Below are 25,055 nucleotides of genomic sequence, written 5' to 3'. Positions count from 1 at the left end.
TAAGCAGATGCTGGTTTGATGAGGAGGCGAGGTTATTGAAGAAGCTGGCACTGCCGCCATTGGTCCGGGCCGATGGCATGACGACGCATGATTATGTCTTCCTGCGCCTCAGGCAGGCCATCATGGTGGGGGCTTTCCGGCCTGGAACCTCGCTGACCATACGCGGTCTCGCCGCCGCGCTCGAAAGCAGCTCCACGCCCGTGCGGGAGGCGCTCAGGCAACTCACCTCGATCGGCGCCCTGAAACTGCTCGAGAACCGCCGGATCCAGGTGCCCGCCGTCACGCCGGACCTCTTCGAGGAGCTGATCTCCCTGCGCGTCGTGCTGGAACAGCATGCGGCACGGCGGGCCGTTGCGCATATCACCGAACGGCAGATCGGCCAGCTGGTCGAGATGGATCTCGCCATCGACCAGGCCATCCACAGGCAGGACAAGGTCGGCGCCCTGCTCGCCAACCAGCAATTTCACCGCACCATCTACGCGATCAGCCCGGACCGCATCATCCTGCCGATGATCGAGAGCGTCTGGCTGCAGCTCGGCCCGGTCCAGGGCGTCGCCATGGAGCATGTCGCCGAACTCTATGTAATCGACCGGCACCAGGAAATCATCCAGGCCTTGCGTCAGCGCAACGAGGAGGGGCTGGCTGCAGCCATCGGCGCCGACATTCGCGAAGGCATCGGCGGCTTCACCTCCTCGGCGATCGCCTCCCTGCTCGATGTCGCGGCGGCCTGAGGCATTCAACCCTCAGGCCGCCGCCCTGCTCGTTCCGCCCGCTGGGCGCTGGCATCGGCCGGAATCGCCTCCGGCTTGCGTCGGCCAAAGAGCTTCATCACCACCCCATAGAACACCGGCACGAAGAACACCGCCAGCAGCGTGGCCGAGACCATGCCGCCGAACACACCGGTGCCGATGGCGTGCTGGGTCTCGGCGCTGGCGCCGCGCGCCAGCATCAGCGGCACCACGCCGAGCGCGAAGGCGAGCGAGGTCATCAGGATCGGCCGCAGCCTGAGGCGCGCGGCTTCGGTGACGGCCTCGTGCAGGGGCCGGCCTGCCGCGCGCAGCGACTGAGCGAACTCGACGATCAGGATGGCATTCTTGGCCGAGAGGCCGATGATGGTGACGAGACCGACCTTGAAGAACACGTCGTTCTCCAGGCCGCGCAGCAGCACCGCGGCGACGGCACCAAGAATGCCGAGCGGCACCACCAGCATGACCGAGAACGGCACGGACCAGCTTTCGTAGAGCGCGGCCAGGACCAGGAACACCACCAGCATCGACAACCCGAGCAGGGCCGGCGCTTGCGCGCCCGAGAGCTGTTCCTGGAGGGACTCGCCGGTCAAGGCGATGGCGAAGCCGGCGGGCAATTTCGCCGCAAGCCGTTCCATCTCGGCCATGGCATCGCCGGAAGAAACACCGGGAGCCGCCGAGCCGGCGATGCGCGCGGCCTGGAAGCTGTTATAGCGCACCAATTGCAGCGGGCTCGTCTGCCAGACCGGCGTGACTACCTCCGACAGGGCAACCATGCCGCCGGCATTGTTGCGCAGGCGCAGCTTGAGCACATCGTCGATGCGCATGCGCGCCGGCGCATCGGCCTGCACGATCACCTGCTGCAGCCGGCCGAGATTGGGGAAGTCGTTGACGTAGGACGAGCCGATGGCGACAGACAGCGCATCGTTGATCGCGGTGAAGGGCACGCCCAGCGCCTCCGCCTTCTGGCGATCGATCTTCAGCCGCATGCTCGGGCCGTTGGGCAGGCCTTCGGCATAGACGCCGGTCACCAGGCTGCTCCTGGAAGCAAGCTCGATCAGCTGGCTCTGTGCCGCCATCAACGCGGCATAGCCCCTGTTCGCCCTGTCCTGCAGGCGCAGCGTGAAACCGGATGTCGTGCCCAATTCGTCGATGGCCGGCGGCTTGAGGCTCATCACGGTGCCCTCGCGGATATCGGCCATGGCTTGCGTGGCGCCGGCAATGGCGTCGTCGACGCTGGTGCTGCGCTCGCTCCAATCCTTCAGCGTGGTGAAGGCGATCGCCGTATTCGGCCCGGCACCGGCAAAGCCATAGCCCATGACGGCAATGGAGCTGGAGACATCGGGGCGCGCGACGACATGTCGGTCGAACTGCTTGACGATGGCAAGCGTGCGCTCGGCGGTGGCATCGGAGGGCAGCGAGAAGGAAGTGATGAAATTGCCCTGGTCTTCCTGGGGCAGGAAGGAGGACGGCAATTGCCCATAGGCATAGACCAGCCCGCCGATCAGGACGAGATAAACAACCATCACCCGGCCCGTCCGCCGGATCAGCCCGCCGACCCAGCCCGCATAGCCCGCCGTCAGGCGGTCGAAGCTGCGATTGAACCAGCCGAAGAACCCTCCCAAGATGCCACTTTGGGCATGATGCCCGGAGGCGACCGGCTTGAGCAGCGTGGCGCACAGGGCCGGTGTCAGCGTCAACGCCAGCAAGGCCGAGAACAGGATGGACACCGCCATCGACATGGTGAACTGGCGGTAGATTGCACCGACCGATCCGCCGGCCAGGCCCATCGGGATGAACACCGCCGCCAGCACCAGCGTGATGCCGACGATGGCGCCGGTGATCTCCTTCATCGCCTTTTCGGTCGCCTGCTTCGGGGGCAGTCCTTCGCTCGCCATGATGCGCTCGACATTCTCGACTACGACGATGGCATCGTCGACGATGATGCCGATGGCCAGCACCATGCCGAACATGGTGAGCACGTTGATCGAATATCCCGCGCCCCACATCACGGCGAAGGTGCCGAGCAGCGCGATGGGCGCCACGATGGCGGGGATCAGCGTATAGCGGACCTTCTGCAGGAAGAGGAACATCACCGCGAAGACCAGGACCATCGCTTCCAGCAGCGTAGCCACCACCTTCTCGATCGACACCTTCACGAAGGGAGCGGTGTCGTAGGGGATGGAATAGCTCATGCCCTTCGGCATGGTGGTGGCGAGTTCGGCGAGGCGCGCGCGCACGCCGTCGGCGGTCGCGACTGCATTGGCGCCGGGCGAAAGCTGGATGGCGACCGCCGTCGACGGCTTGCCATTTTCGCGAATGGAATAGCTCAGGCTTTGCGCGCCGATCTCCACGCGCGCGACATCGCCCAGCACCAGCTTGGAGCCGTCGGCGCGGGCCCGCAACACGATGGCGGCGAATTCCTGCGGGGTCTGCAACTGTCCCTGCACCGTCAGGGGAATGGAGACCATCTGGCCCGGTACCGTCGGCTCCGCGCCCACCCGCCCCGGCGCGATCTGCGCATTCTGGGCCTGGATGGCGCTGGTGACGTCCGAGAGCGACAGTGAATAGGAGATCAGCAGAGCCGGATCGACCCAGATCCGCATCGCCTTCTCCGAGCTGAAGGACTGCACCCGGCCGACGCCGGACACGCGCTTGAGCTCTTCGGCGATGTTGCGTGTCATGTAGTCGCCGAGCGTCAGCTCGTCATAGCGCCCGTCCTTGGCATTCAGGCCGACGATCATCAGGAAGCCCGAGGAAGCGGCCTCCACCGACAATCCCGTCTGGCGCACGGCCTGGGGCAGGCGCGCTTCGATCGCCTTGAGCCGGTTCTGGATGTCGACCTGCGCCATCTGCGGGTCGGTGCCGGGCTTGAAGGTGACCGTGATATCCGCCGATCCCGAGGTGTCGGTCGAGGATTCGAAATAAAGGATGTCCTTCACCCCCGACAATTCACGCTCGATCAGGCTGACGACACCGTCTTCGATCGTCTGCGGCGAAGCCCCGACATAGCTGGCGGCAATGCTGACGCTGGGCGGCGCGATCGGCGGAAAACGCGAAATCGGCAGCTGCGGGAGGGCAATCAAGCCCAACAGGGTGATGAAGATGGCGATGACCCAGGCAAACACCGGGCGATTGATGAAAAACTGGGCCATGTCGGGTCTCGCCGGTTCTCAGCGTAGCAGGGGTTGCGATGGTTTGGCGGCCAGCGCCTCGTCCTCGAAAGGCACCGTTCTCACCGCTTCGCCGTCCTGGGCGCGCTCCTGGCCCTGCACGACATAGATCTCGCCCGCCCTCAGCCCGGAGGCGACGATGACGCGGCCTCCGACGGCGTCGCCGAGCCGGATGGCGCGGCGCTCCGGCTTGCCCTCGGTGAGCACCACGAGCTGGGACTGCCCGGCGGCGTCTCGGGCCACGGCCTGCTCGGGTACCAGCAGGACGTCCTTGCGGATGCCGCGCGGCAAGCGGGCCCGCACATACATGCCCGGCAGCAGCGCGCGGCCGGGATTGTCGACCTCGACGCGCACCATGAGATTGCCGGTACCCGGATCGACGCTGATGTCGGAGAACAGTGCTCGTCCGGAAACCGGGTAGCGCCGGCCGTCGGCGGCGAAAAGGTCGACCGGCAGTTTCGAGGCATCGTCGAGCAGCCCGTCGCGCGCCGCCTGCCTGACCGCCTCGATGCTGACGGCTGGCTGGAGGATGTCGACATAGACCCTGTCGATCTGCTGGATCGTAGTCAGGGCATTGGTATCGTTCGCACTGACCAGAGCTCCCTCGCTGACCAGGCTCCGCCCCGTCTGCCCGCCGATCGGCGCCCGTACCGTGGTGAAGGCGAGATCGAGCTTGCGCCGCTGTAGCGTCGCCTTGGCTTCGGCAACGCCGGCCTGTGCCTGTGCCAGACTGGAGACGGCCTCGTCAAAGGCGTCAGCACTGATCGCCTTGACCTTGACCAACCTCTCGGCCCGCTCATGCGCCTTGCGGGCCCGTTCCAGCATGGCTTCGGCGCGCAGCAGCGCGGCAGCCGCCATGTCGACATCGGCCTGGAATGGCGCAGCGGCGATCTGATAGAGCGCCTGGCCTTGAACGACTTCGGATCCCTGCTCGAACAGGCGGCGCTCGACGATGCCGCCGACCTGCGGCCGGATATCGGCCGTGCGAAAAGCGGAAACCCGCCCCGGCAACTCGTCGAAGAGCGTCACCGTCTCGGATGTCGCCTGCGACACCGAGACGAGCGCAGCCTTGGTTTCCGCCGCATCGGTTCCTTCAGCCATGGATGTTCCACCGGCCGTCCAGACGAACAGCAGGGCGAGGAGGATGAGAAGCAGACACAGACGTGAGATCTTGATCATGGCTTTCGGCTTGCTGGCGATCCGAAGATGGATCACGAGGCGCCGGCTATCGCGTGCCTTGGTTGGGGAACTGTCGAGACTTGATGGAGATCGTATGGAGGCGGCGTCGCAAGCATCGACTGCCGGGCCGCCTCGTGGCACAAACCGCACGACATTGCCGAGAAGCATGTCCCATGACTCTCGGTTCCCGTCTGCGATTTTCGCCAATCCCTGACTTGGTATCGAGAACCATCAGGCGATCGAAACGCGAATACGCCGGCATTTTCGAGTTTTACAATGTTACGTGCCGACGGAGACCCGACATGAGCGCCCTCATCCTGATCGCCGAGGACGAGGCCGAAATTGCCACTATCCTGGAGGCCTATCTGGAGCGGGAAGGCTTCCGCACGGTCCGGGCCGCAGACGGGCGCATCGCGCTCGACCTGCACCAGGCACTCAAGCCGGATCTGGTGCTGCTCGACGTGATGATGCCGCGCGTCGACGGCTGGGAAGCATTGTCGGAACTGCGCCATCGCGGCGACACGCCGGTGATCATGATCACGGCGCTCGAACAGGATATCGACCGCCTGCAGGCGCTGCGCATCGGGGCCGACGACTATGTGGTCAAGCCTTTCAATCCGGCCGAAGTCGTCGCGCGCGCCAAGGCTGTGCTGCGCCGTTCGAGTTCGGCCAAGACCAGCGGCATCCTAAGGATCGACACTCTGGAACTCGATCTCGACGCCTATCTCGCCCGCGTCAACGGACGTGAGGACAGCGAGGTGCTCAACCTGACCCTCACCGAATTCCGGCTGTTGGCCCATATGGCGCGCTCGCCGCTGCGTGTCTTCACCCGCAGCGAACTGGTCGATGCCTGCCTGCCCGGCAGCGATGCGCTGGACCGCACCGTCGACAGCCATGTCAGCAATCTCAGGCGCAAGCTCGAATGCGCCGGCGTCGCCGGGATGCTCGTCAATGTCCGTGGCGTCGGCTACAGGCTGGGCAGCACGCGATGATCCGCTTCCGGGGCCTCAGCCGGCAGATCACCCTGTCGATGATCTATGTGTCGCTGATCGCGGCGCTGGTGCTGATCGTCGGCTCTTACATCTTCTATGCCTTGCTCGTCGCCTTCTTCCCGGACCTGGCCGAAAATGACAGCCTGATTCCGACCGGGCCGGACCTGCTGGCCATCGCGATCATGGTGTTCTTTGCCCTGGTCGCGGCGATCATCGCGGCCTTTCGGCTGGCCGGACGCATCCTGGCGCCCCTTAATTCGGTGGCGGCGAGTGCCCGGCGCATCGCCGACGGCGATCTTTCGGCCCGCGCCGTGGCGGGCGACCGCTCGCTCGGCGAGACCGCGCATCTGGCGGATGATTTCAACGAGATGGCCAGCCGCCTGCAGAAAATGGCCGCCGACGTCACCGCCTGGAACGCCGCGATCGCGCATGAGCTGCGCACGCCGCTCACCATCCTGCGCGGTCGTATCCAAGGCTTGGCGGATGGGGTGTTCCAGCCCTCGCCAGCGCTGTATCGAACTCTGCTGACACAGGTTGAGGGCTTGTCGCGTCTGGTGGATGATCTGCGCGTCGCCACGCTGGTCGACAGCGGCAGGTTCGACCTGCGTTTCGAGCTCGTCCGCCTGGCAGGCGAGGTCGAACGCGCCGTGGACGTGATGCGGCCGGCCATCGAAGCCGGCGGCTTTCATGCCGAGGTGACACTGGAAGACGTGCGGGTCTGGTGCGACGGTACGCGCGTGCGCCAGGCCCTCCTCGCCTTGATCGACAATGCGCTGCGTTATGCCAAGCCGGGGCGCATCCTCATCAGCATGGCAAAGGCGACGGCCACGATCACCATCCGGGTGGAGGATGAGGGCCAGGGCCTGCCGCCCGATTTCGTCGCGCAGGCCTTCGAGCCATTCTCCCGCGCTGAATTCTCACGATCGCGCGCCAAGGGCGGGTCCGGGCTGGGGCTGACCGTGGTGCGGGCCATCGCCGTCGCCCATGGCGGCACTGCAACCTATCAGCCTGCTGCGTCCGGAGGAGCTGCCTTCGAGATCACCCTGCCGATTGGCCCGCGCGATCGTGCCAGCACCGCCGCCGAGCCTCCTCGATAACACCGGGCGGGACGACGGAGAGTCTCGTATTCAGAGCTTGTGAGCACCTGATCTATTAAAAAACACAGACCTTGTCATGCCCGGGCCTGCCCCGGGCATCCAGCGCCTCCGGATCCGCCCGCTGAAAGAGCGGTGGATTGCCGGGTCGAGCCCGGCAATGACAAAAGTCGAGACCGCGCGGGGCGTAACGCCCGACAAATACCGCGAAAGCGCCTTGCCTCTCACGTCCAGAAGCCCTGGTGGGGCACCGCGGCCTCCTCCTCCAGTGCGGGGCCGACCACTTCGATCCGCCGTTGTCCCCGCGCGAAAATCTCGCGGCAGGGCAGCGAGAAGGTCGGATTTTCGGGATGGGCGCCGGTGAGTTCGAGCAGGCGGCGCTCGGAGAGGGCATAGACCACCCGCCCGATGCCCGTCCAATAGACGGCTCCCGCGCACATGCAGCAGGGTTCGGCGCTGGTGTAGAGCGTCGAGGCGGCAAGGTCTTCCGGCGTCCTTGCCTTGGCTGCCGCCGCAGCGGCCACCAATTCGGCGTGCTGGGTCGGATCGCCCTCGGGCGGCATCGAATTGTTGCCGGCCGAGGAGACGACATTGCCGTCCCGGTCGACCACCAGCGCGGCAAAGGGATGGCGGCCGCGTCGCCTGGACTCGTCCGACAGCGCGATCGACTGCCGCAGGAAGGCCAGATCCAGTGCGGACAGACCGTTCACTTGTGTATCGTCGCTGGCGCTCACGTCGCCCTCCCCCATCATGCTCCGGTCGGCGTCACGATATCGCGCTTCGCCGGCCGGAGGGAAGCAGGAGGCAAAGGCTCAGATTGCGGTGAAGCCGTTGTCCACGAACAGGTGGGCACCGTTGACGAAGCTCGACTCGTCGCTGGCCAGATAGAGCGCGGCCCGCGCGACATCCTCGGGCTCACCGATCCGCCCCTGCTGAGCCGCGATGGCAGCGTCGGAGACGTCGACCCCATGCGCCTGCAATTCGGCAACCTCGCGCAGGCCGTGCGGCGTGCGGATGAAGCCCGGGCAGACGGCGTTGCAGCGGATGTTGCGGTCCCGGAACTCCACCGCAATGGCCCGGGCGAACATGTGGCAGGCACCCTTGGTGGTGTCGTAGAGCACTTCCATCGGCGTTGCCGCCACCGCCGAGATCGAGGAGGTACAGACGATCGCCCCGCCACCATTGTCGATCATCTGCGGCAGTACCGCCCGCGTCATCAGGAACATCGAGCGGACATTGACCGCATGCAGCCAGTCCCACTCGGTGAGCGAGATCTCGAGGAAGGGTTTGATCAGGATGGTGCCGGCATGGTTGAACAAAGTGGTCACGGGTCCGAAGCGCTCCTGCACTACCTTGACCGCTGCCTCGACCTCGGCCTCCTCCGAGACATCGGCGATGAAGGCGGCCGCCTCTCCTCCGGCCGCACGGATGGCGGCCGCCGTCTCCTCCGCCGCGACGGCATTGCGGTCGATGATGGCGACCTTGGCGCCCTCGGCCGCGAACAGCTTGGAAGCCGCCCCGCCCATGCCCGTCGCCCCGCCCGAAATGATGGCGGTCTTGCCTGCTAGCCTTCCGGCCATGATGTCCTCGCTTGTATTTAGACTATTCGATCCATAATCGGCCGGCTATCCGGCCGATATCCGTTCGCCCACGCCGGCGCCTCAAGGCTCGCCGAGCGGGCGGCCGCGCGTGCCGCCGGACACCGCGAACTCCTCTTCCGGCGATAGCACCAGGCGATGGCGGCGGTAGAAACCAAAATAGCCGAGCCCGATGAGGTACCAGGCCGCCGCCGCGATCGCCGCCCAGCGATAGAGCGGATCGAAGAACTGGTAGCCGAGCGTGAGGATGCAGATGCCGATGGTGGCGTAGGCCCCGAAGGCGCCGAAGGGGCTGCGGAACGGCCTGGCGATGTCGGGATAGAGCCTGCGCAGGCGCAGGAAGGCGATGCTTTGCAGGATGTAGGACACCATGCCGGCAAACACGATCATGCTGACCAGGAAGCCGGCCATGAAGGCGACATTGTCCTTGCCGCCCAGGAACCAGATCGCCAGCAGCACGATGAGGGCAAAGCCCGCGCCGGTGGCCAGCGCGATGTTCGGCGTCTTGGTGCGGGGATTGGTCACCGACAGGACGGTCGGCAAATAGCCGGCGCGCGACAGCGAATAGATGTTGCGGCCCGAGGCAAAGCTGCCGGCAAAGAAGCTCGCGGCAAGCCCCAGCACCGCCACGCCCGCCAGCAGCTTGGCCCAGCCGTCGCCGAAGATGGTGCGGAAGCCATCGAGCAGCGGCTCGCCCGACGAGCCCATGGCATGGGCGCCCGGCGGAATGGAGGCGCTGAAGAACAGCACGCCGAGGGCGAGCGCGATCAGCGTCAGGATCGACAGGATCAGAGCGCGCGGCATGTCGCGCGTGGGGTTCTTGGCTTCCTCGGCGGTGAGCGGCAATTGCTCGACCGCCAGGAACATGTAGACGCCGAAGGGCAGCGACAACATGATGCCGGTGAGGCCGAAGGGCAGCCAGGGGCCGTTACCGTCAGCGACAAGCTTGCCCTCGGCGCCGATGTTGAGCGCATGCCTGACGAAGTCGACATGCGGGATGGCCACGGCGAAGAAGAACAGCAGGACCAGCACCGCCGCGACGGTGATCCAGACCACCACGCGCATGGACAGCTCCAGGCCGCGGACGGACAGGCCGAGCATCACCATGTAGCCGGCGACCCACCACAGCGGCAACCAGCTGTCGGGCGTACCGAAAATGGCGGCGAGATAGGAGGCCATGAAGAACATGTTGGCGCCGGGCGCCAGCACGAATTCGATGTTCTCGGCCAGGCCCGTGGTGAAGCCGCCCCAGGGCCCGAGCGCGGTGCGCGCGAAGGAATAGGCGCCGCCCGTATGCGGCAGTGCCGCGCTCATCTCGCTGATCGAGGAGCACAGACAGACATACATGAAGCCGATGATCAGGGCACCGAACAGCATCCCGCCGAAGCCGCCCTGGGACAGGCCGATGTTCCAGCCCGAATACTCACCGGCGACGACGGCGCCGACTCCCATCATCCACAGCGTGAACAGCCCGGCATGGCGCTTGAGCTGGCGTTGTTCGAAATAGGCCTCGTCGACACTCTGATAGGTCACGCCGCCGGCTGGGCGGCTGGTCGTCTCGATCGTCATGGAAGTCCCCTCTTGCCGAGGAGCTTGTAAAATTCTCCTCTTTGCGACATCCCGATGATCCGCGAAGCAGCGTTGCGATAAATATCCCTAAAGAGATAGAGGCCATCGCCGGCTGGAACAGGCATATGGGCAAGGCAGGAAACGAGGGATGAAGGAACGGCCATGAACAGCCGCGAACAATCGGCCGCCGATGGCTGGCATCGGGCCACGCCGGACCTGGTCGCCCTGCTGGGTTCACCGCAATTCGCGCCCGCCCTCGATGCGGCCCTTCGGCACCTGGCCCCCTTCGATTTGAGCTGCATCTTCGCATACCCGCTCGAAGACAGGCCGACACTGCTCCATGACGGTCTGAAGGCGGTGTCGTCGTCCCAGATCATGGCCAATTATCTCGCCGGCACCTATCTGCTCGACGCCGTCTACACCGCCTGCGTGCACACCATGCCATCAGGCCTCTATCGCCTGCATGATCTCGCCCCGGACGATTTCTTCGAGGGCGAATATTTCAATTCGCCCGATGTCCATCCCTGCATCTCGATGGAAAGCGGCTCCCTCACCGAGGAGATCGTCTTCCTGCACGCCCTTAGGCCGGATCTCTATCTCGCTTATTCGCTCTTGCGCCAGAACGGTTCATCCCCGTTCGCAGCCGCCGAAATGGCGGATTTCGCCCGGGCAGCGCCGATGGTGCTCGCTCTCCTGGGCCGCCAGTGGCAGGCCCTTGCGGAGGGAAGGGGCCCTGGGGTCGCACCCGCCCCACGCGAACATGCCATCGAACAGGCCTTTCTTAGTTTCGCGCCGACCCTGCTGACACCACGCGAGCAGACCATCGTCAGCCTGGTGCTGCGCGGCCATTCCAGCCTCTCGATCGGCAGCCTGCTCGATATCGCGGAGGGTACCGTCAAGATCCATCGCAAGAACATCTATGCCAAGCTCGGCATCTCCAGCCAAACGGAGCTGTTCAACCAGTTCATCCGCCACCTCCTGGTGGAGAAATAGGGCGCTACGGTATCGAGCGCGAAGATGCGGTGCGCCGATCGAGCGATAGCGTTGCGTCATTCGCTTTTTGAATGATCGCCATGGGGACATTTAATTTCCAAATAGCCGGATGGGAAGTTATCGGTCTGCACTGGTAGGAGGCCGGCCGTGTGCAGACCCTTGTCGAGACGCAATGTCCTGATCATCCTGGCGGGAGGTAGTTTCATGTCCATCGCATCGCAAGGCGCCTCGGCGAATGCCGCGCCATCCCCGCTCATTTCTTCAGCCGAGCAGGGTGACCTGCCCGCAGTGAAGGCCGCCATGGCCGCCGGCGCTTCGCTGGAGAAGCGGGACGGCAACCGCCGCACGGCCCTGCTGGCTGCCGTCCAGGGCAATCACATCGCCGTTGCCCGCCATCTCATTGAGGCCGGCGCCGACGTCAATGCCAAGGACGCCATCGAGGATAGTCCCTATCTGTTGGCGGGCGCACGCGGCTATCTCGACATTCTGCGGCTGACACTCGCGCATGGCGCCGATCTCAAAAGCACCAATCGCTATGGCGGCACGGCCCTGATCCCGGCCTCCGAACGGGGGCATGTCGAGACGGTGCGCACCCTGATCACCGCGGGCGTCGACGTCGATCACGTCAACAGGCTCGGCTGGACCGCTTTGCTGGAAGCCATCATCCTGAGCGACGGCGGGCCGCGCCATGTCGAGATCGTCAAGCTTCTGATCGAAGCGGGTGCGAAAACCGATCTGGCCGACAAGGACGGCGTCACGCCGCTGCAACATGCACGCCAGCGCCGCTATCGCGAAATCACCGGCCTGCTCGAAGCCGCCGGCGCGCGTTGATCGGGACAGCGGCTGACTGATCATGCCCGAAACAAATCCGCAATCTTCCACCCAATCCTCGCCCCAAACCTCTCCCCTGGTGTTGCTGTCCCTGGTGGTGCTGATCGGGCTCAATCTGCGTCCCTTCCTGACCGGCCCCGGCCCCCTGATCGCCCAAATCGAGGCCGATACGGGCCTGGGCTATGGCGGCATCGCCATGCTCACGCTGCTGCCTATGCTGCTGATGGGTCTCGGCGCTTTCCTGGTGCCCGGGCTGCAGGCCAGGATCGGCACCAGGCGGGGCATGCTGTGGGCGCTTGTCCTTCTCCTGCTGGGATCGTTGCTCCGGCTCTGGTCTCCGGGTGGGCTCTCCCTGATCTTGACGGCAGCCTTGTGCGGCGCCGGCGTGGCCTTCATCCAGGCGGCCTTCCCGGGCATCATCAAGCAGGGCTTCCCGCACAAGGTCGCCGCCGTGACCGGCCTTTACTCGGCCATGATCATGGGGGGCGGCGCGGTAGGCGCCCAGCTGACGCCGATCCTCGCCCATGGCGGCCAGGATTGGCGGCTTGCACTGGCCTGGCTGGCGCTGCCGACGCCAGCAGCCCTGCTCCTGGCCTGGCGGGTGCTGGCGGATGGCAAGACAGCCCGCCCCGACAAGGCCTTGGTCTCGCGCCTGCTGGGTCGTCCGCGCAGCTGGCAGTTGATGGCCTGCTTCGGCCTGGTCAATGGCGGCTATTCCTCCATGGTCGCCTGGCTCGCCCCCTATATGCAGGGGCGAGGCTGGGGCGTGGCGCAAAGCGGCAGCCTGGTCGCCATCATGGCCGTGGCGCAGGCCGTGGCCGCCCTGATCCTGCCGATCCTGGCCTCGCGCAGCCACGATCGCCGACCCTGGCTGTATCTCACGCTCGCCATGCAGGCGGCCGGTTTCTGCGGCCTTGCCTTCCTGTCCGATACCGCGCCGGTGCTATGGATCGTGCTGGGCGGCGCCGGCCTCGGCGGTTGTTTCTCCCTGTCGCTGGTAACGGCGCTCGACCATCTGCCGCGCCCCGAGGAGGCCGGCGCCCTTGCGGCGCTCATGCAGGGCGGAGGCTTCCTCATCGCCGGGCTCGCCCCCCTCGCCATGGCCCTGCTGCAGGCCTGGACCGGCAGCTTCGTCCAAGGCTGGGAGATGCATCTCATCTGGGTAGCGATCGCAGCGCTCATCGCCATGCGTTTCGACCCCGCGCATTACGATGCCGCCATGGGCGTGGTTACAACGCACGCGGTCGCCACCGATCGCGCGTTGACGCCAGCGGGCGACTGACGCCGTCCTTCGCTCTGCTCAGCCGACGGGCAAGCCTAGACGCACGGCATAGGCGGCCAGTTCGGCCACATTGTGCAGGTCGAGCTTGCGCATCAGATTTTCCCGATGCTTGCGAGCGGTGAGATATTGAATGCCGAGCCGCCCGGCAACTTCGCGTGCGGTAAGGCCTTGTGCCGCCAGAAGCAGGATCTGGCGTTCGCGCTGGGTGAGCGGAACCGGCGATACGATGCCGCCGGCCGCCGGCGGCTTCACCCGTCCCGCGCCATCGCCCAAGGCAAAGCGCAGGGAAGCAGCCAGATAGGTACCGCCCTCCGCGACGGCCTGCAGAGCGTCGGCAAGCTCCATGGGATCACCATCCTTGGTGAGATAGCCGCAAGCCCCGGCATCGAAGGCCGCCCTCACCGTTCGCGGCTCGACATTGGCCGTCAGCACCAGCACCTTCAGGCGTGCAGCCAGGCGCTGCACCTCTGTGATGACCTGGATGCCGGAAACGCCGGGCATGCCCAGATCGAGGACGAGGAGATCCGCCTGCGTCTCGCGGACCAGCGCCAGCAAGGCTTCCGCCGAGGCCGCTTCGCCGACCACCGCCACCTTGTCGAGCGTGGCGAGCAGTCCCTTCACGCCCTCCCGGACGATGGCATGGTCATCGGCCAACAGAACCCTGAGCGCCCGCTCCATCACGCCATCCTTGCTTTGGCGCAAGCCCATATTGCCATCGAACCGCTCCAGTACAGAAAGTCATCGGCGGCACCGAATTATTAACTCAAAACCTCGAAGTCCAAAAACTCTTGGCTTCAAATCATCGATCCCAGGCCGCATCCGGGATTTGTTCAAGAATCATGAAAGTAATATGGCAGACCATAACATAAGCAAAGCCAGCGCCAAGATTGCCGGATCGAGCTATACCGCCTCGGTTTCCGAAATGGCCCGGCAGATCGCGCTCCGCAGAAGATCGGGCGCCAGGGGCTTATGCAGGACCTCGTGCCCGCTCCCGGCAAGCTCGCGCAATCGTTGCGGCGTGGTGTCGCCAGTGACGATCAGCGCCGGGACCGTATAGCCCAGATGCGCGATCAACTGCTCGATCGCCTGGCTGCCGGTCACGCCGCCGCCCAGGCGATAATCGGCGATGATCAGGCCGACCCGGCCCGGCCGGATAGCGTCGGCATGGTGGCGGCAAAGCTCCGCCACATTGGCGCCGCCGTGAACGCGATACCCCCAGGCCGCCAGCAGCGTGGTGATGCCGTCGAGCACGCCGGCATCGTCGTCCAGCACCATGATCGCCTGTCCGCCGCCCGGCTCCTGGCCTTCCATAGCGGCGCTGTTCATTTCGGCTGCAGGCGACGGGATGCGCGGCACGGTGATCGAAAAGGTGGAGCCTCTGCCCGGTGCGGAGCGCAGGCCCACCGGATGCTGAAGCAGTTCCGCCAGGCGCCTGACGATGGCAAGGCCGAGACCCAGTCCTTGATGCCGGCTGCGCTCGGGATTGTCGATCTGGGTGAATTCCTCGAAGACCAGTCCCTGTTGATCGGCGGGAATGCCCGGGCCGTCGTCGGCGACCACGATCTCCAGGGTCTTTCCGCGCCGCCGAGCCCCGACAACCACCCGGCCTGCCGGCGCATAGCGCAGCGCATTGGACAGGAAATTGTCGAGGATGCGCTTAAGCTGTACCGGATCGCTGTGCACCCAGGCGCTGCAGGTGACGATGCGCAGGTCGATGCCCCGCTCTCGTGCCTGGCCGGCATATTCCTCACGCAGGCTGGAAAGGAGCTGGGAGAGTGACAGGGACTGGGGCTCGACCGGCACGAGGCCGGCATCGAGGCGGGAAACGTCGATGAGCCCATGCAGCAGTCCGCCAAGCGCTGAGATCCCCAAGCGCAGCTTGTCGGCGAGAAGCCTCGCCTCTTCCGCGCGCACATCGCCCTTCCCAGCCATTGATGACAGCGTCGCGGTGAACAGGCCGAGTGCATGGATGGGCTGGCGCAGATCATGGCTGGCCGCGGCCAGGAAGCGGGTCTTGGCCCGGTCGGCTGCGGTGGCGCGGTCACGCTCGCGCTCCAGCCCGGCGACCAGGGCGACATTCTCGAAGCGCAGCGCCACCGTCTCGCGCAGCGAGAGATAGGTGATGCGGCTGTAATAGAGATAGACGACGATCAGGCAGGTCAGGAAAGTGAGATAGACCGAATAGATCGTACCTTCCATGCCGAGGCAGCGCAGAGCGAAAGGCAAGGTCATCGCAATCAGCAAGCCGGCATAGGCCGGCGGATAGGCCGACAGCGAAGGCACTGCCCCGCCCGCCATGCCGACGATCACGATGCAGACGAAGGCGATGAGATGCGGTTCGGCCGGCACGAAGCCGATCCAGCCGACCACGCCCCACAATAGGCTCGACACCACCGACAAGAGGGTGAAATAACGGGCCCAAGCCAACGGCACCCTGCCCTTGCCCTGGCTGCGAAAATAGAGGTGCGACAAGTAAAGTCGCCCGCCGGTCAGCACGTAGATCGAGGCGACCCAGGCCAGGAGCTGGCCGCCCGGCACCACGTGGCGAAGGACATAGGCGACCGGCCAGGGAATGATCAGATTGGCGAACATCACCGCGCGGGACTGGCGGTAGAGCAGATCGATCAGGGCGGCTTGCAGGCGCTCGTCCTTGCGCCTGTCGCCTTGCGAGTGGGTCACGGTCCCGGCTCCGGGGGATAGGATGGCGGGCGTCTCGCCCATGGGCCCATCAATGCGGCCAGGAAAGCGTCGTCGCAAGATGAAAGCTCCGCCGCGAGATGGATGCCGAGTATTTGATCACGCGACAAGCAATCGGTCATTCCTTGCCCTCCCGCGACACCGTCAATTGTAATGCGCCACCAAGGCGACGCTGAGGGCTATCAGGATCGAGCCGGACACTTTGGGCACCAGCCGTCCCACCGAACTGGCCGCCAGCGTGGCGAGGCTGAGCGAGGCAAGGCCGACTGCCGCGAGATCGGCAATCGAAAAGGCGCAATTGACGACGAGCCCCAATACGAGAAACTGCAGCCAGACCGGGGTCGCGGCAGCCGGGTCGACGAATTGCGGCAGGAAGGTCAGGAAGAACAGGGCGGTCTTGGGATTGAGGACTTCGACGACGATGCTGTCGCGCAGGACATTGGGTTGGGGCCGCGCCGTCGCTTCGCAGACGGCGGTCCGGCTCAAAAATATGGTGAGGCCGAGCCAGGCAAGATAGGCCGCTCCGGCGAGGCGGATCGCGACGAAGAGCGCCGGCGCGTGTTCGAGCAGCGCCGCCAGCCCGATGGCCGCCGCCGCGATATGGGCATAGCAGCCGAGATGGACGCCGAGGGCGGCCATCAGGCCGGCGCGCCGGCCATGGGCGAGCGTCTGCGCGGTCATATAGAGGATCGCCGGTCCCGGCATGCAGGCAAAGGCCAGGGTGGCGAGGGCAAAGGGGATCCAAGGCTCCAGAATGGGCATGGCGGTTCCTCAACGATGGGTATGACCGGGCGCGGAGACGCAAGCGGGTCCGAACGGCCTGCGAGGCAGGGGCGCAGCTTCGCGCCGTTCGCCTGAGAGAACTATGCCTGACCGGCACCGAAACACATACGACAGCTGTCGTATTTCGTTGGGACGAGCCTCGGCACGTCACGGCAGTATCACGCCGTACGGCACCCGGCGAAGACGCGTGGGCATCAGTCCCCGATCATCGCTCCGACCAGTGCCTCGCCTTGGTTTTCGGCCAAAGTCGGCCGTCGCCCTGCGGTCGGTAGCCGCCGTGTCACGATTCAAATATCTATATTGTCTATAAATTTAATATAATTCCATTGACGGCAAAGCATCCGCCCGTCTATGCCTAGTGCCGTGGCCGATGGGGCCACGGCATCTGGCCCAAGCCCCCGCTGCACTCCTCTCCAGCAACCGTCCTGCGACGGCTTGCTTCCTATGCAGGCCGGCATGATCAGACTGACGGGCATATCGAAACATTATGGCGTGGCCGGCCGCGCCGTGCCCGCCCTGGACGGCATCGACCTCGAAGTTCACGCAGGCGAAATCCTGGGCATCATCGGCTCCTCGGGCGCCGGCAAGTCCACTCTGGTACGTCTGATCAACCTGCTGGAGCGTCCAACCAGCGGCGAGATCTTCATCGGCGAACGGCGGACGACCGCCCTGGCGGGCCGGGATCTGCGCGATCTGCGCCGCCGGATCGGCATGGTCTTCCAGCATTTCAACCTGCTCAATGCCCGCACCGTCGCCGCCAATGTCGCCTTCCCGCTGCAGCTCGCCGGCGGTTTCGACCGCAAGGCAATCAAGGCGCGCGTGGATGCGTTGCTCGAACGCGTGGGCCTTGCCGCCCATGCCGACAAATATCCGCGCCAGCTCTCGGGCGGGCAGAAGCAGCGCGTCGGCATCGCCCGCGCCCTTGCCTGCTCGCCGCAGATCCTGCTTTGCGACGAAGCCACCAGTGCACTCGACCCGCAGACCACCCGTTCGGTGCTCGACCTCCTGCAGGAGATCAACCGCGAACTTGGCCTCACCATCGTGCTGATCACCCACGAGATGGACGTGATCCGCCAGAGCTGCGACCGCGTCGCCGTGATCGACGCGGGCCGGATCGTCGAGGAAGGCCCCGTCTCCCGTGTCTTCCTGCATCCGAGCCACCCGGCCACGCTACGCCTTGTCCGTGAGGCCGAGCATGATGGCGGCGATACCGATCCCGGCCTGACCGGCGGCAGCACAGGCCCGCTTTTCCGGCTCACCTTCCTCGGCGAGACCGCGCATCGGCCGATCCTCGGCCGCATCGCGGCCGAGACGGGCGTCGACTACGCCATCCTCGGTGGGCGTGTCGGCCGCATCCGCCAGACGCCCTATGCCCAGCTCACGGTCGCCCTCGTCGGCGGCAACAGCGCCGCTGCCATCGGCCGCCTGACGGCAGCGGGCGTCGACGTCGAGCGGTTGAACGGTGAAGGCGTCGAGGCCTCTGCCGGGGAGGCGCTCCATGCTGTCGCTTGAAGCGATCGACTGGGCCGACATCTGGGCCGCACTGCTCGATACCCTGTCGATGCTGGGAGGCGCGCTTGGCTTCACCATCCTGGTCGGCCTGCCGCTCGGCGTGCTGCTCTTCCTCACCGGGCGACGCCAATTGCTGCAGCAGCCGTTTGCCTATGGCGTGCTCTCCTTCGTGCTCAACATCGTGCGTTCGGTGCCCTTTATCATCCTGCTGGTGGTGCTGATGCCGGTCACCGTGCTGATCTCGGGCACCTCGTTGGGTGTGCGCGGCGTCATCCCGCCTTTGGTAATCGGCACCATCCCCTTCTTCGCGCGATTGGTGGAGACCGCCCTGCGCGAAGTCGACCGAGGCGTCATCGAAGCCTCGCAGGCGATGGGCGCTTCCCATAGCCAGATCGTGTTGCGCGCCTTGCTGCCCGAAGCACTTCCCGGCCTGATCGCCGCCGTGACCGTCACCGCCATCGTCCTGATCGAGTACACGGCGATGTCGGGCGCCATCGGCGGCGGCGGCATCGGCGATCTCGCCATCCGCTACGGCTATCAGCGCTTCCAGACCGAGATCATGGTCGTCACCGTCCTGATCCTGGTGCTGCTCGTCCAGGCCATCCAGGCCAGCGGCAACCGGCTGGTCGCCCATTTCTCCCGCAAATGACCCCTTCGGAAGGACCTCCCATGCGCATCTTCAAAGCGCTGCCCGTCATCGCCTCCCTGCTCGCTCTCGGCTTCACCTCGGCGCGGGCGCAGGAAACACTCACCGTCGGCGCCACCGCCGTGCCGCACGCCGAGATCCTGGAATTCGTCAAGCCGATCGTGGCGAAGGAAGGTCTCGACCTCAAGATCAAGGTCTTCTCCGACTATATCCAGCCCAATGCCCAGTTGGTCTCGGGCCAGCTCGACGCCAATTACTACCAGTACCGGCCCTTCCTGAACGACTACAACAAGCAGCGCGGCACCGACCTGGTGCCGATCGTGCCGGTTCATGTCGAGCCCTTCGTGGCTTACTCCAGCAAGATCACCGCCATCGACCAACTCAAGGACGGCGCGACGGTGGCCATCCCCAACGATCCCGTCAATGGCGGCCGGGGCCTGTTGTTGCTGCAGAAGGTCGGCCTCCTGAAGCTGAAGGGCAAGCCGGAGCTGGAGACGCCTGAGGATCCGCTGCCCACCCTCAAGGACATCACGGACAACCCCAAGCATCTCAAGATCGTCGAGCTTGAGTCGGCCATGCTGCCGAGGGCGCTGTCGCAGGTCGATCTCGGCGCGCTGAACGGCAATTACGTGCTGGAGGCCAAGCTCGACGTCAACAAGTCGCTCTATATCGACCGTGGCCAGGACGGCCGCAACATCTGGGGCGAATATCTGGTGACCCGTCCGGCCGACAAGGACAAGCCGGCCATCAAGATCCTGGCCAAGGCCCTCAACAGCGACGCCACGCGCGACTTCATCAAGACCCGCTATCAGGGCCAGATCTTCCCGGCCTTCTGAACGCGCACGCAGGAATTCCTCTCCGGTTTCGGGGAGGGTGGCCTCGCGCAGCGAGGCCGGGTGGGGGAGAGTGGCGCAACTAGCATAGCTTATGCCGCTCGCCCCCTTCCGTCGCTGCTAGGCAGCGACACCTTCCCCGAAGCCGGGGAAGGATTGATCGTGCCTCAATCCAACAAACTCGCGCCAATCGGATTGTCGTCCCCTTCCCCTCCCGGAGCCCCCCGTGACCGCATCCTCCACCTCCCCTGCCCGTCCCGCCACGCCGGCTCACGTCATCGCCGACGATGCCGAGGCCATTGCGGTTGCCGAAAGCCTCGCGCCCGGTTTTGCCGCGGGAGCGGCGGAACGCGATCGCGAGCGTCGCCATCCGGTGGCCGAGCTCGACCGCCTGTCCCAGAGCGGGCTCGGTGGCATCACCATTCCCAGGATCCATGGCGGCGCCGGGGTTTCGCAGGTCACCGTGGCCCGGGTCTTCGCCATCCTGGCGGCGGCCGATCCCTCGCTCGCGCAGATCCCGCAGAACCAGTTCGAGATCCTCGACGTCATCGAAGGATCCGGCAGCGAGGCGCAGAAGCGAGACCTCTTCGCCCTGGTGCTATCAGGCCATCGCCTCGGCAATGCCTTCTCCGAATTCCAGGGCAAGAATGTCGAGAGCTTCGAGACGCGCCTCAGCCGTGAGGGCGACAATTTCCGGGTCAACGGCCGCAAATTCTATTCGACCGGTGCCCTCTTCGCCCATCTCGTGCCCATCGTCGCTCTCGACGAGGACGGGCGGATCGTAGTGGCCGTTGCCGACCGCGACGCCGAAGGCCTTTCGGTGATCGACGACTGGTCTGCCTTCGGCCAGCGTACCACCGCCAGTGGCACGGTGACGCTCGACAATGTCGCCATTCCAGCCGAGCGCGTCCTGCAGGCCCATCTGGTCTATGAGCGTCCGAGCGCGGCCGGTCCGCGCAGCCAGCTGATCCATGCGGCTATTGATGCCGGCATCGCGCGCGGGGCTCTCGCCACCACCATCGACTTCGTGCGCGAGCAGGCCCGTCCCTGGATCGACAGCGGTCGCGACACCGCCCGCGAGGATCCCTATGTCATCGGCGAAATCGGCAATCTGCGTATTCGCCTGCACGCGGCCGAGGAATTGCTCTGGCGGGCCGGGCGGCAGCTCGATGCAACCCTGGCCGATACCAGCGAGCACTCGATCGCCCTTGCCAAGGTGGCCGTGGCGGAAGCCAAGGTGCTCACCACGGAGATCGCCATCCTCGCCGCCAACAAGCTGTTCGAACTCGCCGGCACGCGCTCGACCCTGGCCCGGCACGGGCTTGACCGCTATTGGCGCGACGCCCGCACCCATACGCTGCACGATCCGGTGCGCTGGAAATACAACGCCGTCGGCCAGTTCTACCTCAACGGCGTGCAGCCGCCGCTGCATTCCTGGATCTGAACGCCCCGTCAGGTCACCCAGCCGAGCGCCCGGATCAGCAACGCCGACACATAAAGACCGGCGCCGAAGGCGAGATGGGCAGCCAGACTGCGCAGACGGGCAATGCCGGGGTTCGGCGTCTTGCGGGCCGCGATACCTGCCCCCAGCCCAGGTTGCAGGATGAAGAAGGGCGCCACCAGGCTGACGACGCCGAACACCAGCGCCGGCAGCGGCGTGGGATGCCGGAGCCAATCCGGCCCGACCACGGTCAGAAGCAGGCCGGCAAACACGACTCCGATGGCATAATGGGCAAGCCAGCCGATGGCTTTTTCGCCAGGAATCGCATCCGTCCGGCCGATGCCGGCATGGACGAGGCGACCCCGCGGCAGATGCCCGATCCAGCGCCCGACCATGGCATAATCGAGAGAGGCTATGGCGAATCCATGCTTGAGCAGCAGCGCCCACAGATCCATCACAATGGTGGCGCCGATGCCCACCAGCAGCATCGACACCAGCAATTCACCTACCCCGCTCACCATCGCAGCATTCCTTTCCGGCCCCACTCGTCTTCGCGGCGGGCAGAAGATAATAAATCATTCAATAAATTGATTGATTATTAGAGATCATCTAGTCTTCCGTCAATGAGCGACTCAGATCCCCAGATGCAGATCCTCGGCGAATTCGCCGAGCTTGCCCGCACCCTCGGCAATGCCCATCGCCTCATCCTGCTCGAGCACATCGCCCAGGGTGAACGGCCGGTGGAACGCCTGGCCGAGCTGGCCAATCTCTCCATCGCCAATGCCTCCCAGCATTTGCAGCAGCTGCGCCGTTCGGGCTTCGTGCAGACGCGACGGGAGGGCAAGCATGTACTCTACCGGCTCGGCAATGGTCCGATCCAGCCCTTGCTCGCCGCCCTCAGGGCCTATGCCGAGTACAACCGCGCCGAGATCCGCGCCCTGATCGCCGACAGCTTCGAGCGGCGCGACAAGCTGCAGGCGATCTCGCGGGAGGAACTGGCTACGTGCCTGCGCGAAGGCGTCGTCGTGCTTCTCGATGTCCGCCCCGAGGATGAATATGCGCTCGGCCATCTGCCGGGCGCCATCAACATCCCGGCCGAGCAGCTCGAGCAGCGCCTGGGCGAGCTCCCGGCGGACCAGGAGATCGTCGCTTATTGCCGGGGCCCCTATTGCGTGTTGTCCTTCGACGCCACCGCAATGCTGCGCGCGCACGGCATGCGGGTGCGCCGCCTCGACGGCGGCTATCCGGCCTGGAGCGCGGTGGGCCTGGAGACGAAGGCAGCCACCACAGCCGCTTGACCAGATTCAGGCCGCCAATTGGCGCTCGATCAGGCTGACATAATTGCTCTTCGGCCCGAGCCCGACCATCTGGTCGACCGGACGGCCGTCCTTGAAGACGATCACCGTCGGGATGCTGCGAATCCCCAAGGCGCCGGCGATCTCGGGTTCGGCATCGATCTCGACCTCACCGAAGGCGGCCTTGGTGGCGAGCGTCTGCGCCAGATCCTGATAGAGCGGCTCCATCATCCGACACGGGCCGCACCAGGGCGCCCAGAAGCGGATGACGCTCACACCGGGCTTCTTGATGACTTCCGCCTCGAAATTGCTTTTGGTCAAGGTGGTGATCGACATTGCATACTCCATGATGAAAAGGATTGGCGGACTGGCCATGGCGGGCCGATCCCGAAATCGCGGACGGCCTTCAGCAGCTTTCGAACTGGAAGCCTTCGCCATAAAGGGCGGCCTGGCGTGCCCGTTCTTCAGTCGCCTTGCGCCGGCATGCGGCCATGTCCTCGAAGCTGGCCGCATCGTCTTGCCACGCGCTGGCCGGGGCTTGGCCCCGCGTGGCGCGCCGCCCGAGCAGCCGGCCCTGCCGGAAAACCGCCAGCGTGTTGGGCCGCAGGCAGGCCCAGGCCCGCGCGTCCTCTGATGGATAGCTGGCGATCAGCCGCATCGGCCGCTCGCCTTCGATCTCCAGCACGTGCAGGCTGGTATGGGCATGCACGAATAGATGCTCGCCATCGGCGAGCAGGAAATTGAAGGTGCCATGCGCGTTTATGGCGGAGACGGTATCGGCGAAGCGATCCAGCATTGTGTCGAGCTCATCGCCACCCCCGCTCCAGCCGCTCAGCGTCTCGAGCAGCAGGACGAACGCGCGTTCGGAATCGCTGTCGCCGAGCGCACGGAACCTTGACGTCACAGGCTCGCCGATGCCCGGCAGCGAGCCGGCATGGGCGAAGACCCAGGAGCGTCCGGCCAATTCCCGGTCAAAGGGGCGAAGCTGGCTGAAGCCGGGCTGGCTCTCGTCGACCCCCTTCTCGCCAAATTGCCCCACCATGCTGGTGGCGGTGAAGGTTCTCTCCCTGAGTATTCGCAGCATGGCGTTGTGATTGACCGGCCCGGCTTCCTTGTAGATGCGCGCGGCACGGCCATCATGGAAGGCGATGCCCCAGCCCTGCCGGTCCGGACAGAGCCCTTCCTCGGCTGCTCCGAGCAGTGACAAGGCCACGGCAAGGTCCTCGGCATGACTCGCATTCACGCCAATCAATTGTGGCATCGGCACCTCCAATCCGAAAATGGATAGATGAAACTATCATTCAATATAACTATTGAATGATAGTTTCAGGAAGGCACCCCGTCAACTCTCTATCGGGAGAGTCCCGCAGCCCGCAAAGCGCGGATGCGCACGCCGCCACGCGCAGGACGGATTTCAGTTTGGACAGACCAGGCCGGCCATCGACACCGACCCGCGAGGAGACGCCCGAGCAGCATGCCGGGCGCCACCTTCCCTCACCGGCTCAGGCGTTCGGCATGCCAGGCGAGATGGTCGTCCATGAAGGTGGAGATAAAATTGTAGGAGTGGTCGTAGCCCTCCTGCATGCGCAGGGTCAGCGTAATACCAGCCTTGGCGCAGGCCTCTTCCAGGAGCCAGGGCCGCAGTCCTTCCTTGAGGAAGCCGTCCGCCGTGCCCTGGTCGACCAGGAAGGCGTCGAAGCGATGGCCGTCGGTGATCAGGGCCGTGGCGTCATAGGAACGCCAGGCAGATTCATCGGTGCCGAGATATTTCTCCAGGGCTGGCCTGGACCAGCCTGCGGTGCTTGGCTGCACGATCGGCGCGAAGGCCGAACAGCTCTTGTAGTGCTGCGGGTTCTTGAGCGCGATGGTCAGCGCGCCATGGCCACCCATCGAATGGCCGAAGATCGACTGGCGCGCCATGTCGGCCGGGAAATGCTCGCCGATCAGGGCCGGCAGTTCCTGGGTAAGATAGGAATACATCCGGTAGTTGCGGACATAAGGCTCTTGCGTGGCGTCGAGATAGAAGCCGGCACCAAAGCCGAACTGCCAATTGTCCTTCTCGTCCGGCACGCCTTCGCCGCGCGGGCTGGTGTCGGGGCAGACCACGATCAGGCCGAGTTCGGCGGCGAGGCGGCGATATTCGCCCTTGTCCATCACGTTCTGATGCGTGCAGGTCAGGCCTGACAGATACCAAAGCACGGGGCAAGCACGCTCCGCGGCCTGGGGCGGCACGAAGACCGCGAAGGTCATCTCGCAATCGCAGCTCGACGAGGCATGGGAATAGACGCCCTGGGTCCCGCCATGCGATCGCGAGGTTGAGATGGTTTTCATCGGCTAGGCCTTTCGCTCAGAATCGAGCCGACCATAGCCACCTCAGCCCTCCCCCGTCGA

Annotated in this window: 23 protein-coding genes; 11 read left to right on the top strand and 12 right to left on the bottom strand. The window is 65.3% G+C overall.

The features are described from left to right. The first annotated feature begins 35 nt into the window (after positions 1–35). Positions 36–731, top strand: a complete 696-nt coding sequence (locus ACR9ZN_RS29950; RefSeq protein WP_454812989.1) for a GntR family transcriptional regulator — start codon at positions 36–38, stop codon at positions 729–731. A 5-nt stretch (positions 732–736) separates the two neighbouring features. On the opposite strand, the gene ACR9ZN_RS29945 is transcribed toward ACR9ZN_RS29950, so the two are convergent. Next, positions 737–3,901 carry a multidrug efflux RND transporter permease subunit gene (locus ACR9ZN_RS29945; protein ID WP_481273938.1) on the bottom strand — a complete coding sequence of 1,055 codons (3,165 nt, stop codon included), beginning with the start codon at positions 3,899–3,901 and terminating at the stop codon, positions 737–739. Between the two features lie 18 nt (positions 3,902–3,919). After that, positions 3,920–5,098: an efflux RND transporter periplasmic adaptor subunit gene (locus tag ACR9ZN_RS29940; protein WP_454812985.1), complete on the bottom strand. Its 1,179-nt coding sequence runs from the start codon at positions 5,096–5,098 to the stop codon at positions 3,920–3,922. A gap of 302 nt (positions 5,099–5,400) precedes the next feature. Here ACR9ZN_RS29940 and ACR9ZN_RS29935 point away from each other — a divergent pair, with 302 nt between their 5' ends. Beyond that, entirely contained in the window at positions 5,401–6,090 is a 690-nt protein-coding gene (locus ACR9ZN_RS29935) for a response regulator (protein WP_441772685.1), read from the top strand. Beyond that, on the top strand, positions 6,087–7,187 hold the full coding sequence (locus ACR9ZN_RS29930; RefSeq protein ID WP_454812983.1) for an ATP-binding protein: 1,101 nt from the start codon (positions 6,087–6,089) through the stop codon (positions 7,185–7,187). Before ACR9ZN_RS29935 ends, ACR9ZN_RS29930 begins: the two co-directional genes overlap by 4 nt. 221 nt (positions 7,188–7,408) lie before the next feature. Here the strand turns inward: ACR9ZN_RS29930 and ACR9ZN_RS29925 are convergent, their stop codons facing one another. From ACR9ZN_RS29925 to ACR9ZN_RS29915, 3 genes are all read right to left on the bottom strand, one after another. Further along, complete coding sequence (locus ACR9ZN_RS29925) at positions 7,409–7,918, bottom strand: nucleoside deaminase (RefSeq protein WP_454812981.1); 510 nt, start codon at positions 7,916–7,918, stop codon at positions 7,409–7,411. Positions 7,919–7,996: 78 nt separating this feature from the next. After that, positions 7,997–8,764, bottom strand: a complete 768-nt coding sequence (locus ACR9ZN_RS29920) for an SDR family NAD(P)-dependent oxidoreductase (RefSeq protein WP_481273937.1) — start codon at positions 8,762–8,764, stop codon at positions 7,997–7,999. 81 nt (positions 8,765–8,845) lie between these two features. After that, complete coding sequence (locus ACR9ZN_RS29915) at positions 8,846–10,351, bottom strand: amino acid permease (RefSeq protein ID WP_481273936.1); 1,506 nt, start codon at positions 10,349–10,351, stop codon at positions 8,846–8,848. A gap of 162 nt (positions 10,352–10,513) precedes the next feature. Between ACR9ZN_RS29915 and ACR9ZN_RS29910 the strand changes: the two genes are divergently transcribed. From ACR9ZN_RS29910 to ACR9ZN_RS29900, 3 genes are all read left to right on the top strand, one after another. Next, positions 10,514–11,344, top strand: coding sequence for a helix-turn-helix transcriptional regulator (locus ACR9ZN_RS29910; protein ID WP_441772682.1), 831 nt, complete (start codon positions 10,514–10,516; stop codon positions 11,342–11,344). 204 nt (positions 11,345–11,548) lie between these two features. Beyond that, positions 11,549–12,175 carry an ankyrin repeat domain-containing protein gene (locus tag ACR9ZN_RS29905; RefSeq protein ID WP_454812977.1) on the top strand — a complete coding sequence of 209 codons (627 nt, stop codon included), beginning with the start codon at positions 11,549–11,551 and terminating at the stop codon, positions 12,173–12,175. A gap of 22 nt (positions 12,176–12,197) precedes the next feature. Further along, complete coding sequence (locus ACR9ZN_RS29900; RefSeq protein WP_481273935.1) at positions 12,198–13,457, top strand: cyanate transporter; 1,260 nt, start codon at positions 12,198–12,200, stop codon at positions 13,455–13,457. An 18-nt stretch (positions 13,458–13,475) separates the two neighbouring features. Here ACR9ZN_RS29900 and ACR9ZN_RS29895 read toward each other — a convergent pair whose 3' ends face one another. From ACR9ZN_RS29895 to ACR9ZN_RS29885, 3 genes are all read right to left on the bottom strand, one after another. Continuing rightward, positions 13,476–14,165, bottom strand: coding sequence for a response regulator (locus ACR9ZN_RS29895; protein ID WP_481273934.1), 690 nt, complete (start codon positions 14,163–14,165; stop codon positions 13,476–13,478). A 192-nt stretch (positions 14,166–14,357) separates the two neighbouring features. Beyond that, the gene (locus tag ACR9ZN_RS29890; protein ID WP_481273933.1) at positions 14,358–16,136 is read right to left on the bottom strand and encodes a sensor histidine kinase; all 1,779 of its coding nucleotides are present in this window, start codon (positions 16,134–16,136) and stop codon (positions 14,358–14,360) included. Positions 16,137–16,298: 162 nt separating this feature from the next. Further along, positions 16,299–16,916, bottom strand: coding sequence for a LysE family translocator (locus ACR9ZN_RS29885; protein ID WP_441772677.1), 618 nt, complete (start codon positions 16,914–16,916; stop codon positions 16,299–16,301). 477 nt (positions 16,917–17,393) lie between these two features. Between ACR9ZN_RS29885 and ACR9ZN_RS29880 the strand changes: the two genes are divergently transcribed. The 4 genes from ACR9ZN_RS29880 (at position 17,394) to ACR9ZN_RS29865 (ending at position 21,372) form a co-directional block, all read left to right on the top strand. Then, positions 17,394–18,449, top strand: coding sequence for a methionine ABC transporter ATP-binding protein (locus tag ACR9ZN_RS29880; RefSeq protein ID WP_441772676.1), 1,056 nt, complete (start codon positions 17,394–17,396; stop codon positions 18,447–18,449). Further along, positions 18,436–19,098: a methionine ABC transporter permease gene (locus ACR9ZN_RS29875; protein WP_481273932.1), complete on the top strand. Its 663-nt coding sequence runs from the start codon at positions 18,436–18,438 to the stop codon at positions 19,096–19,098. Before ACR9ZN_RS29880 ends, ACR9ZN_RS29875 begins: the two co-directional genes overlap by 14 nt. Before the next feature lie 20 nt (positions 19,099–19,118). Continuing rightward, the gene (locus ACR9ZN_RS29870; protein ID WP_434955239.1) at positions 19,119–19,931 is read left to right on the top strand and encodes a MetQ/NlpA family ABC transporter substrate-binding protein; all 813 of its coding nucleotides are present in this window, start codon (positions 19,119–19,121) and stop codon (positions 19,929–19,931) included. 223 nt (positions 19,932–20,154) lie between these two features. After that, the gene (locus ACR9ZN_RS29865) at positions 20,155–21,372 is read left to right on the top strand and encodes an SfnB family sulfur acquisition oxidoreductase (RefSeq protein WP_481273931.1); all 1,218 of its coding nucleotides are present in this window, start codon (positions 20,155–20,157) and stop codon (positions 21,370–21,372) included. An 8-nt stretch (positions 21,373–21,380) separates the two neighbouring features. Here ACR9ZN_RS29865 and ACR9ZN_RS29860 read toward each other — a convergent pair whose 3' ends face one another. Next, on the bottom strand, positions 21,381–21,890 hold the full coding sequence (locus ACR9ZN_RS29860) for a DUF2938 domain-containing protein (protein ID WP_454812965.1): 510 nt from the start codon (positions 21,888–21,890) through the stop codon (positions 21,381–21,383). Positions 21,891–21,992: 102 nt separating this feature from the next. Between ACR9ZN_RS29860 and ACR9ZN_RS29855 the strand changes: the two genes are divergently transcribed. Continuing rightward, positions 21,993–22,667: an ArsR/SmtB family transcription factor gene (locus tag ACR9ZN_RS29855; RefSeq protein WP_454812963.1), complete on the top strand. Its 675-nt coding sequence runs from the start codon at positions 21,993–21,995 to the stop codon at positions 22,665–22,667. A gap of 6 nt (positions 22,668–22,673) precedes the next feature. On the opposite strand, the gene trxA is transcribed toward ACR9ZN_RS29855, so the two are convergent. The 3 genes from trxA to fghA all read right to left on the bottom strand — a co-directional run bounded on the left by trxA (position 22,674) and on the right by fghA (position 24,995). After that, positions 22,674–23,000: a thioredoxin gene (gene trxA / locus ACR9ZN_RS29850; RefSeq protein ID WP_454812961.1), complete on the bottom strand. Its 327-nt coding sequence runs from the start codon at positions 22,998–23,000 to the stop codon at positions 22,674–22,676. Between the two features lie 70 nt (positions 23,001–23,070). Further along, positions 23,071–23,925, bottom strand: coding sequence for a class II glutamine amidotransferase (locus ACR9ZN_RS29845; protein WP_481273930.1), 855 nt, complete (start codon positions 23,923–23,925; stop codon positions 23,071–23,073). A 233-nt stretch (positions 23,926–24,158) separates the two neighbouring features. Then, positions 24,159–24,995, bottom strand: coding sequence for an S-formylglutathione hydrolase (gene fghA / locus ACR9ZN_RS29840; RefSeq protein WP_441772671.1), 837 nt, complete (start codon positions 24,993–24,995; stop codon positions 24,159–24,161). Between the last annotated feature and the right edge of the window lie 60 nt (positions 24,996–25,055).

This window comes from Labrys sp. HAY1-8F (assembly GCF_056754975.1).
The sequence above is the reverse complement of the archived record's forward strand: the minus strand, read 5'-3'. Positions and strand labels throughout refer to the sequence as shown.

What these genes read in the sequence shown, in the direction of transcription:
- fghA (WP_441772671.1), bottom strand. Translation starts at nt 24,995, where the DNA reads ATGAAAACCATCTCAACCTCGCGATCGCATGGCGGGACCCAGGGCGTC.
- ACR9ZN_RS29845 (WP_481273930.1), bottom strand. Translation starts at nt 23,925, where the DNA reads ATGCCACAATTGATTGGCGTGAATGCGAGTCATGCCGAGGACCTTGCC.
- ACR9ZN_RS29880 (WP_441772676.1), top strand. Translation starts at nt 17,394, where the DNA reads ATGATCAGACTGACGGGCATATCGAAACATTATGGCGTGGCCGGCCGC.
- ACR9ZN_RS29860 (WP_454812965.1), bottom strand. Translation starts at nt 21,890, where the DNA reads ATGGTGAGCGGGGTAGGTGAATTGCTGGTGTCGATGCTGCTGGTGGGC.
- ACR9ZN_RS29915 (WP_481273936.1), bottom strand. Translation starts at nt 10,351, where the DNA reads ATGACGATCGAGACGACCAGCCGCCCAGCCGGCGGCGTGACCTATCAG.
- ACR9ZN_RS29885 (WP_441772677.1), bottom strand. Translation starts at nt 16,916, where the DNA reads ATGCCCATTCTGGAGCCTTGGATCCCCTTTGCCCTCGCCACCCTGGCC.
- ACR9ZN_RS29855 (WP_454812963.1), top strand. Translation starts at nt 21,993, where the DNA reads ATGAGCGACTCAGATCCCCAGATGCAGATCCTCGGCGAATTCGCCGAG.
- ACR9ZN_RS29945 (WP_481273938.1), bottom strand. Translation starts at nt 3,901, where the DNA reads ATGGCCCAGTTTTTCATCAATCGCCCGGTGTTTGCCTGGGTCATCGCC.
- ACR9ZN_RS29935 (WP_441772685.1), top strand. Translation starts at nt 5,401, where the DNA reads ATGAGCGCCCTCATCCTGATCGCCGAGGACGAGGCCGAAATTGCCACT.
- ACR9ZN_RS29910 (WP_441772682.1), top strand. Translation starts at nt 10,514, where the DNA reads ATGAACAGCCGCGAACAATCGGCCGCCGATGGCTGGCATCGGGCCACG.
- ACR9ZN_RS29905 (WP_454812977.1), top strand. Translation starts at nt 11,549, where the DNA reads ATGTCCATCGCATCGCAAGGCGCCTCGGCGAATGCCGCGCCATCCCCG.
- ACR9ZN_RS29930 (WP_454812983.1), top strand. Translation starts at nt 6,087, where the DNA reads ATGATCCGCTTCCGGGGCCTCAGCCGGCAGATCACCCTGTCGATGATC.
- ACR9ZN_RS29875 (WP_481273932.1), top strand. Translation starts at nt 18,436, where the DNA reads ATGCTGTCGCTTGAAGCGATCGACTGGGCCGACATCTGGGCCGCACTG.
- ACR9ZN_RS29900 (WP_481273935.1), top strand. Translation starts at nt 12,198, where the DNA reads ATGCCCGAAACAAATCCGCAATCTTCCACCCAATCCTCGCCCCAAACC.
- trxA (WP_454812961.1), bottom strand. Translation starts at nt 23,000, where the DNA reads ATGTCGATCACCACCTTGACCAAAAGCAATTTCGAGGCGGAAGTCATC.
- ACR9ZN_RS29940 (WP_454812985.1), bottom strand. Translation starts at nt 5,098, where the DNA reads ATGATCAAGATCTCACGTCTGTGTCTGCTTCTCATCCTCCTCGCCCTG.
- ACR9ZN_RS29895 (WP_481273934.1), bottom strand. Translation starts at nt 14,165, where the DNA reads ATGGGCTTGCGCCAAAGCAAGGATGGCGTGATGGAGCGGGCGCTCAGG.
- ACR9ZN_RS29920 (WP_481273937.1), bottom strand. Translation starts at nt 8,764, where the DNA reads ATGGCCGGAAGGCTAGCAGGCAAGACCGCCATCATTTCGGGCGGGGCG.
- ACR9ZN_RS29870 (WP_434955239.1), top strand. Translation starts at nt 19,119, where the DNA reads ATGCGCATCTTCAAAGCGCTGCCCGTCATCGCCTCCCTGCTCGCTCTC.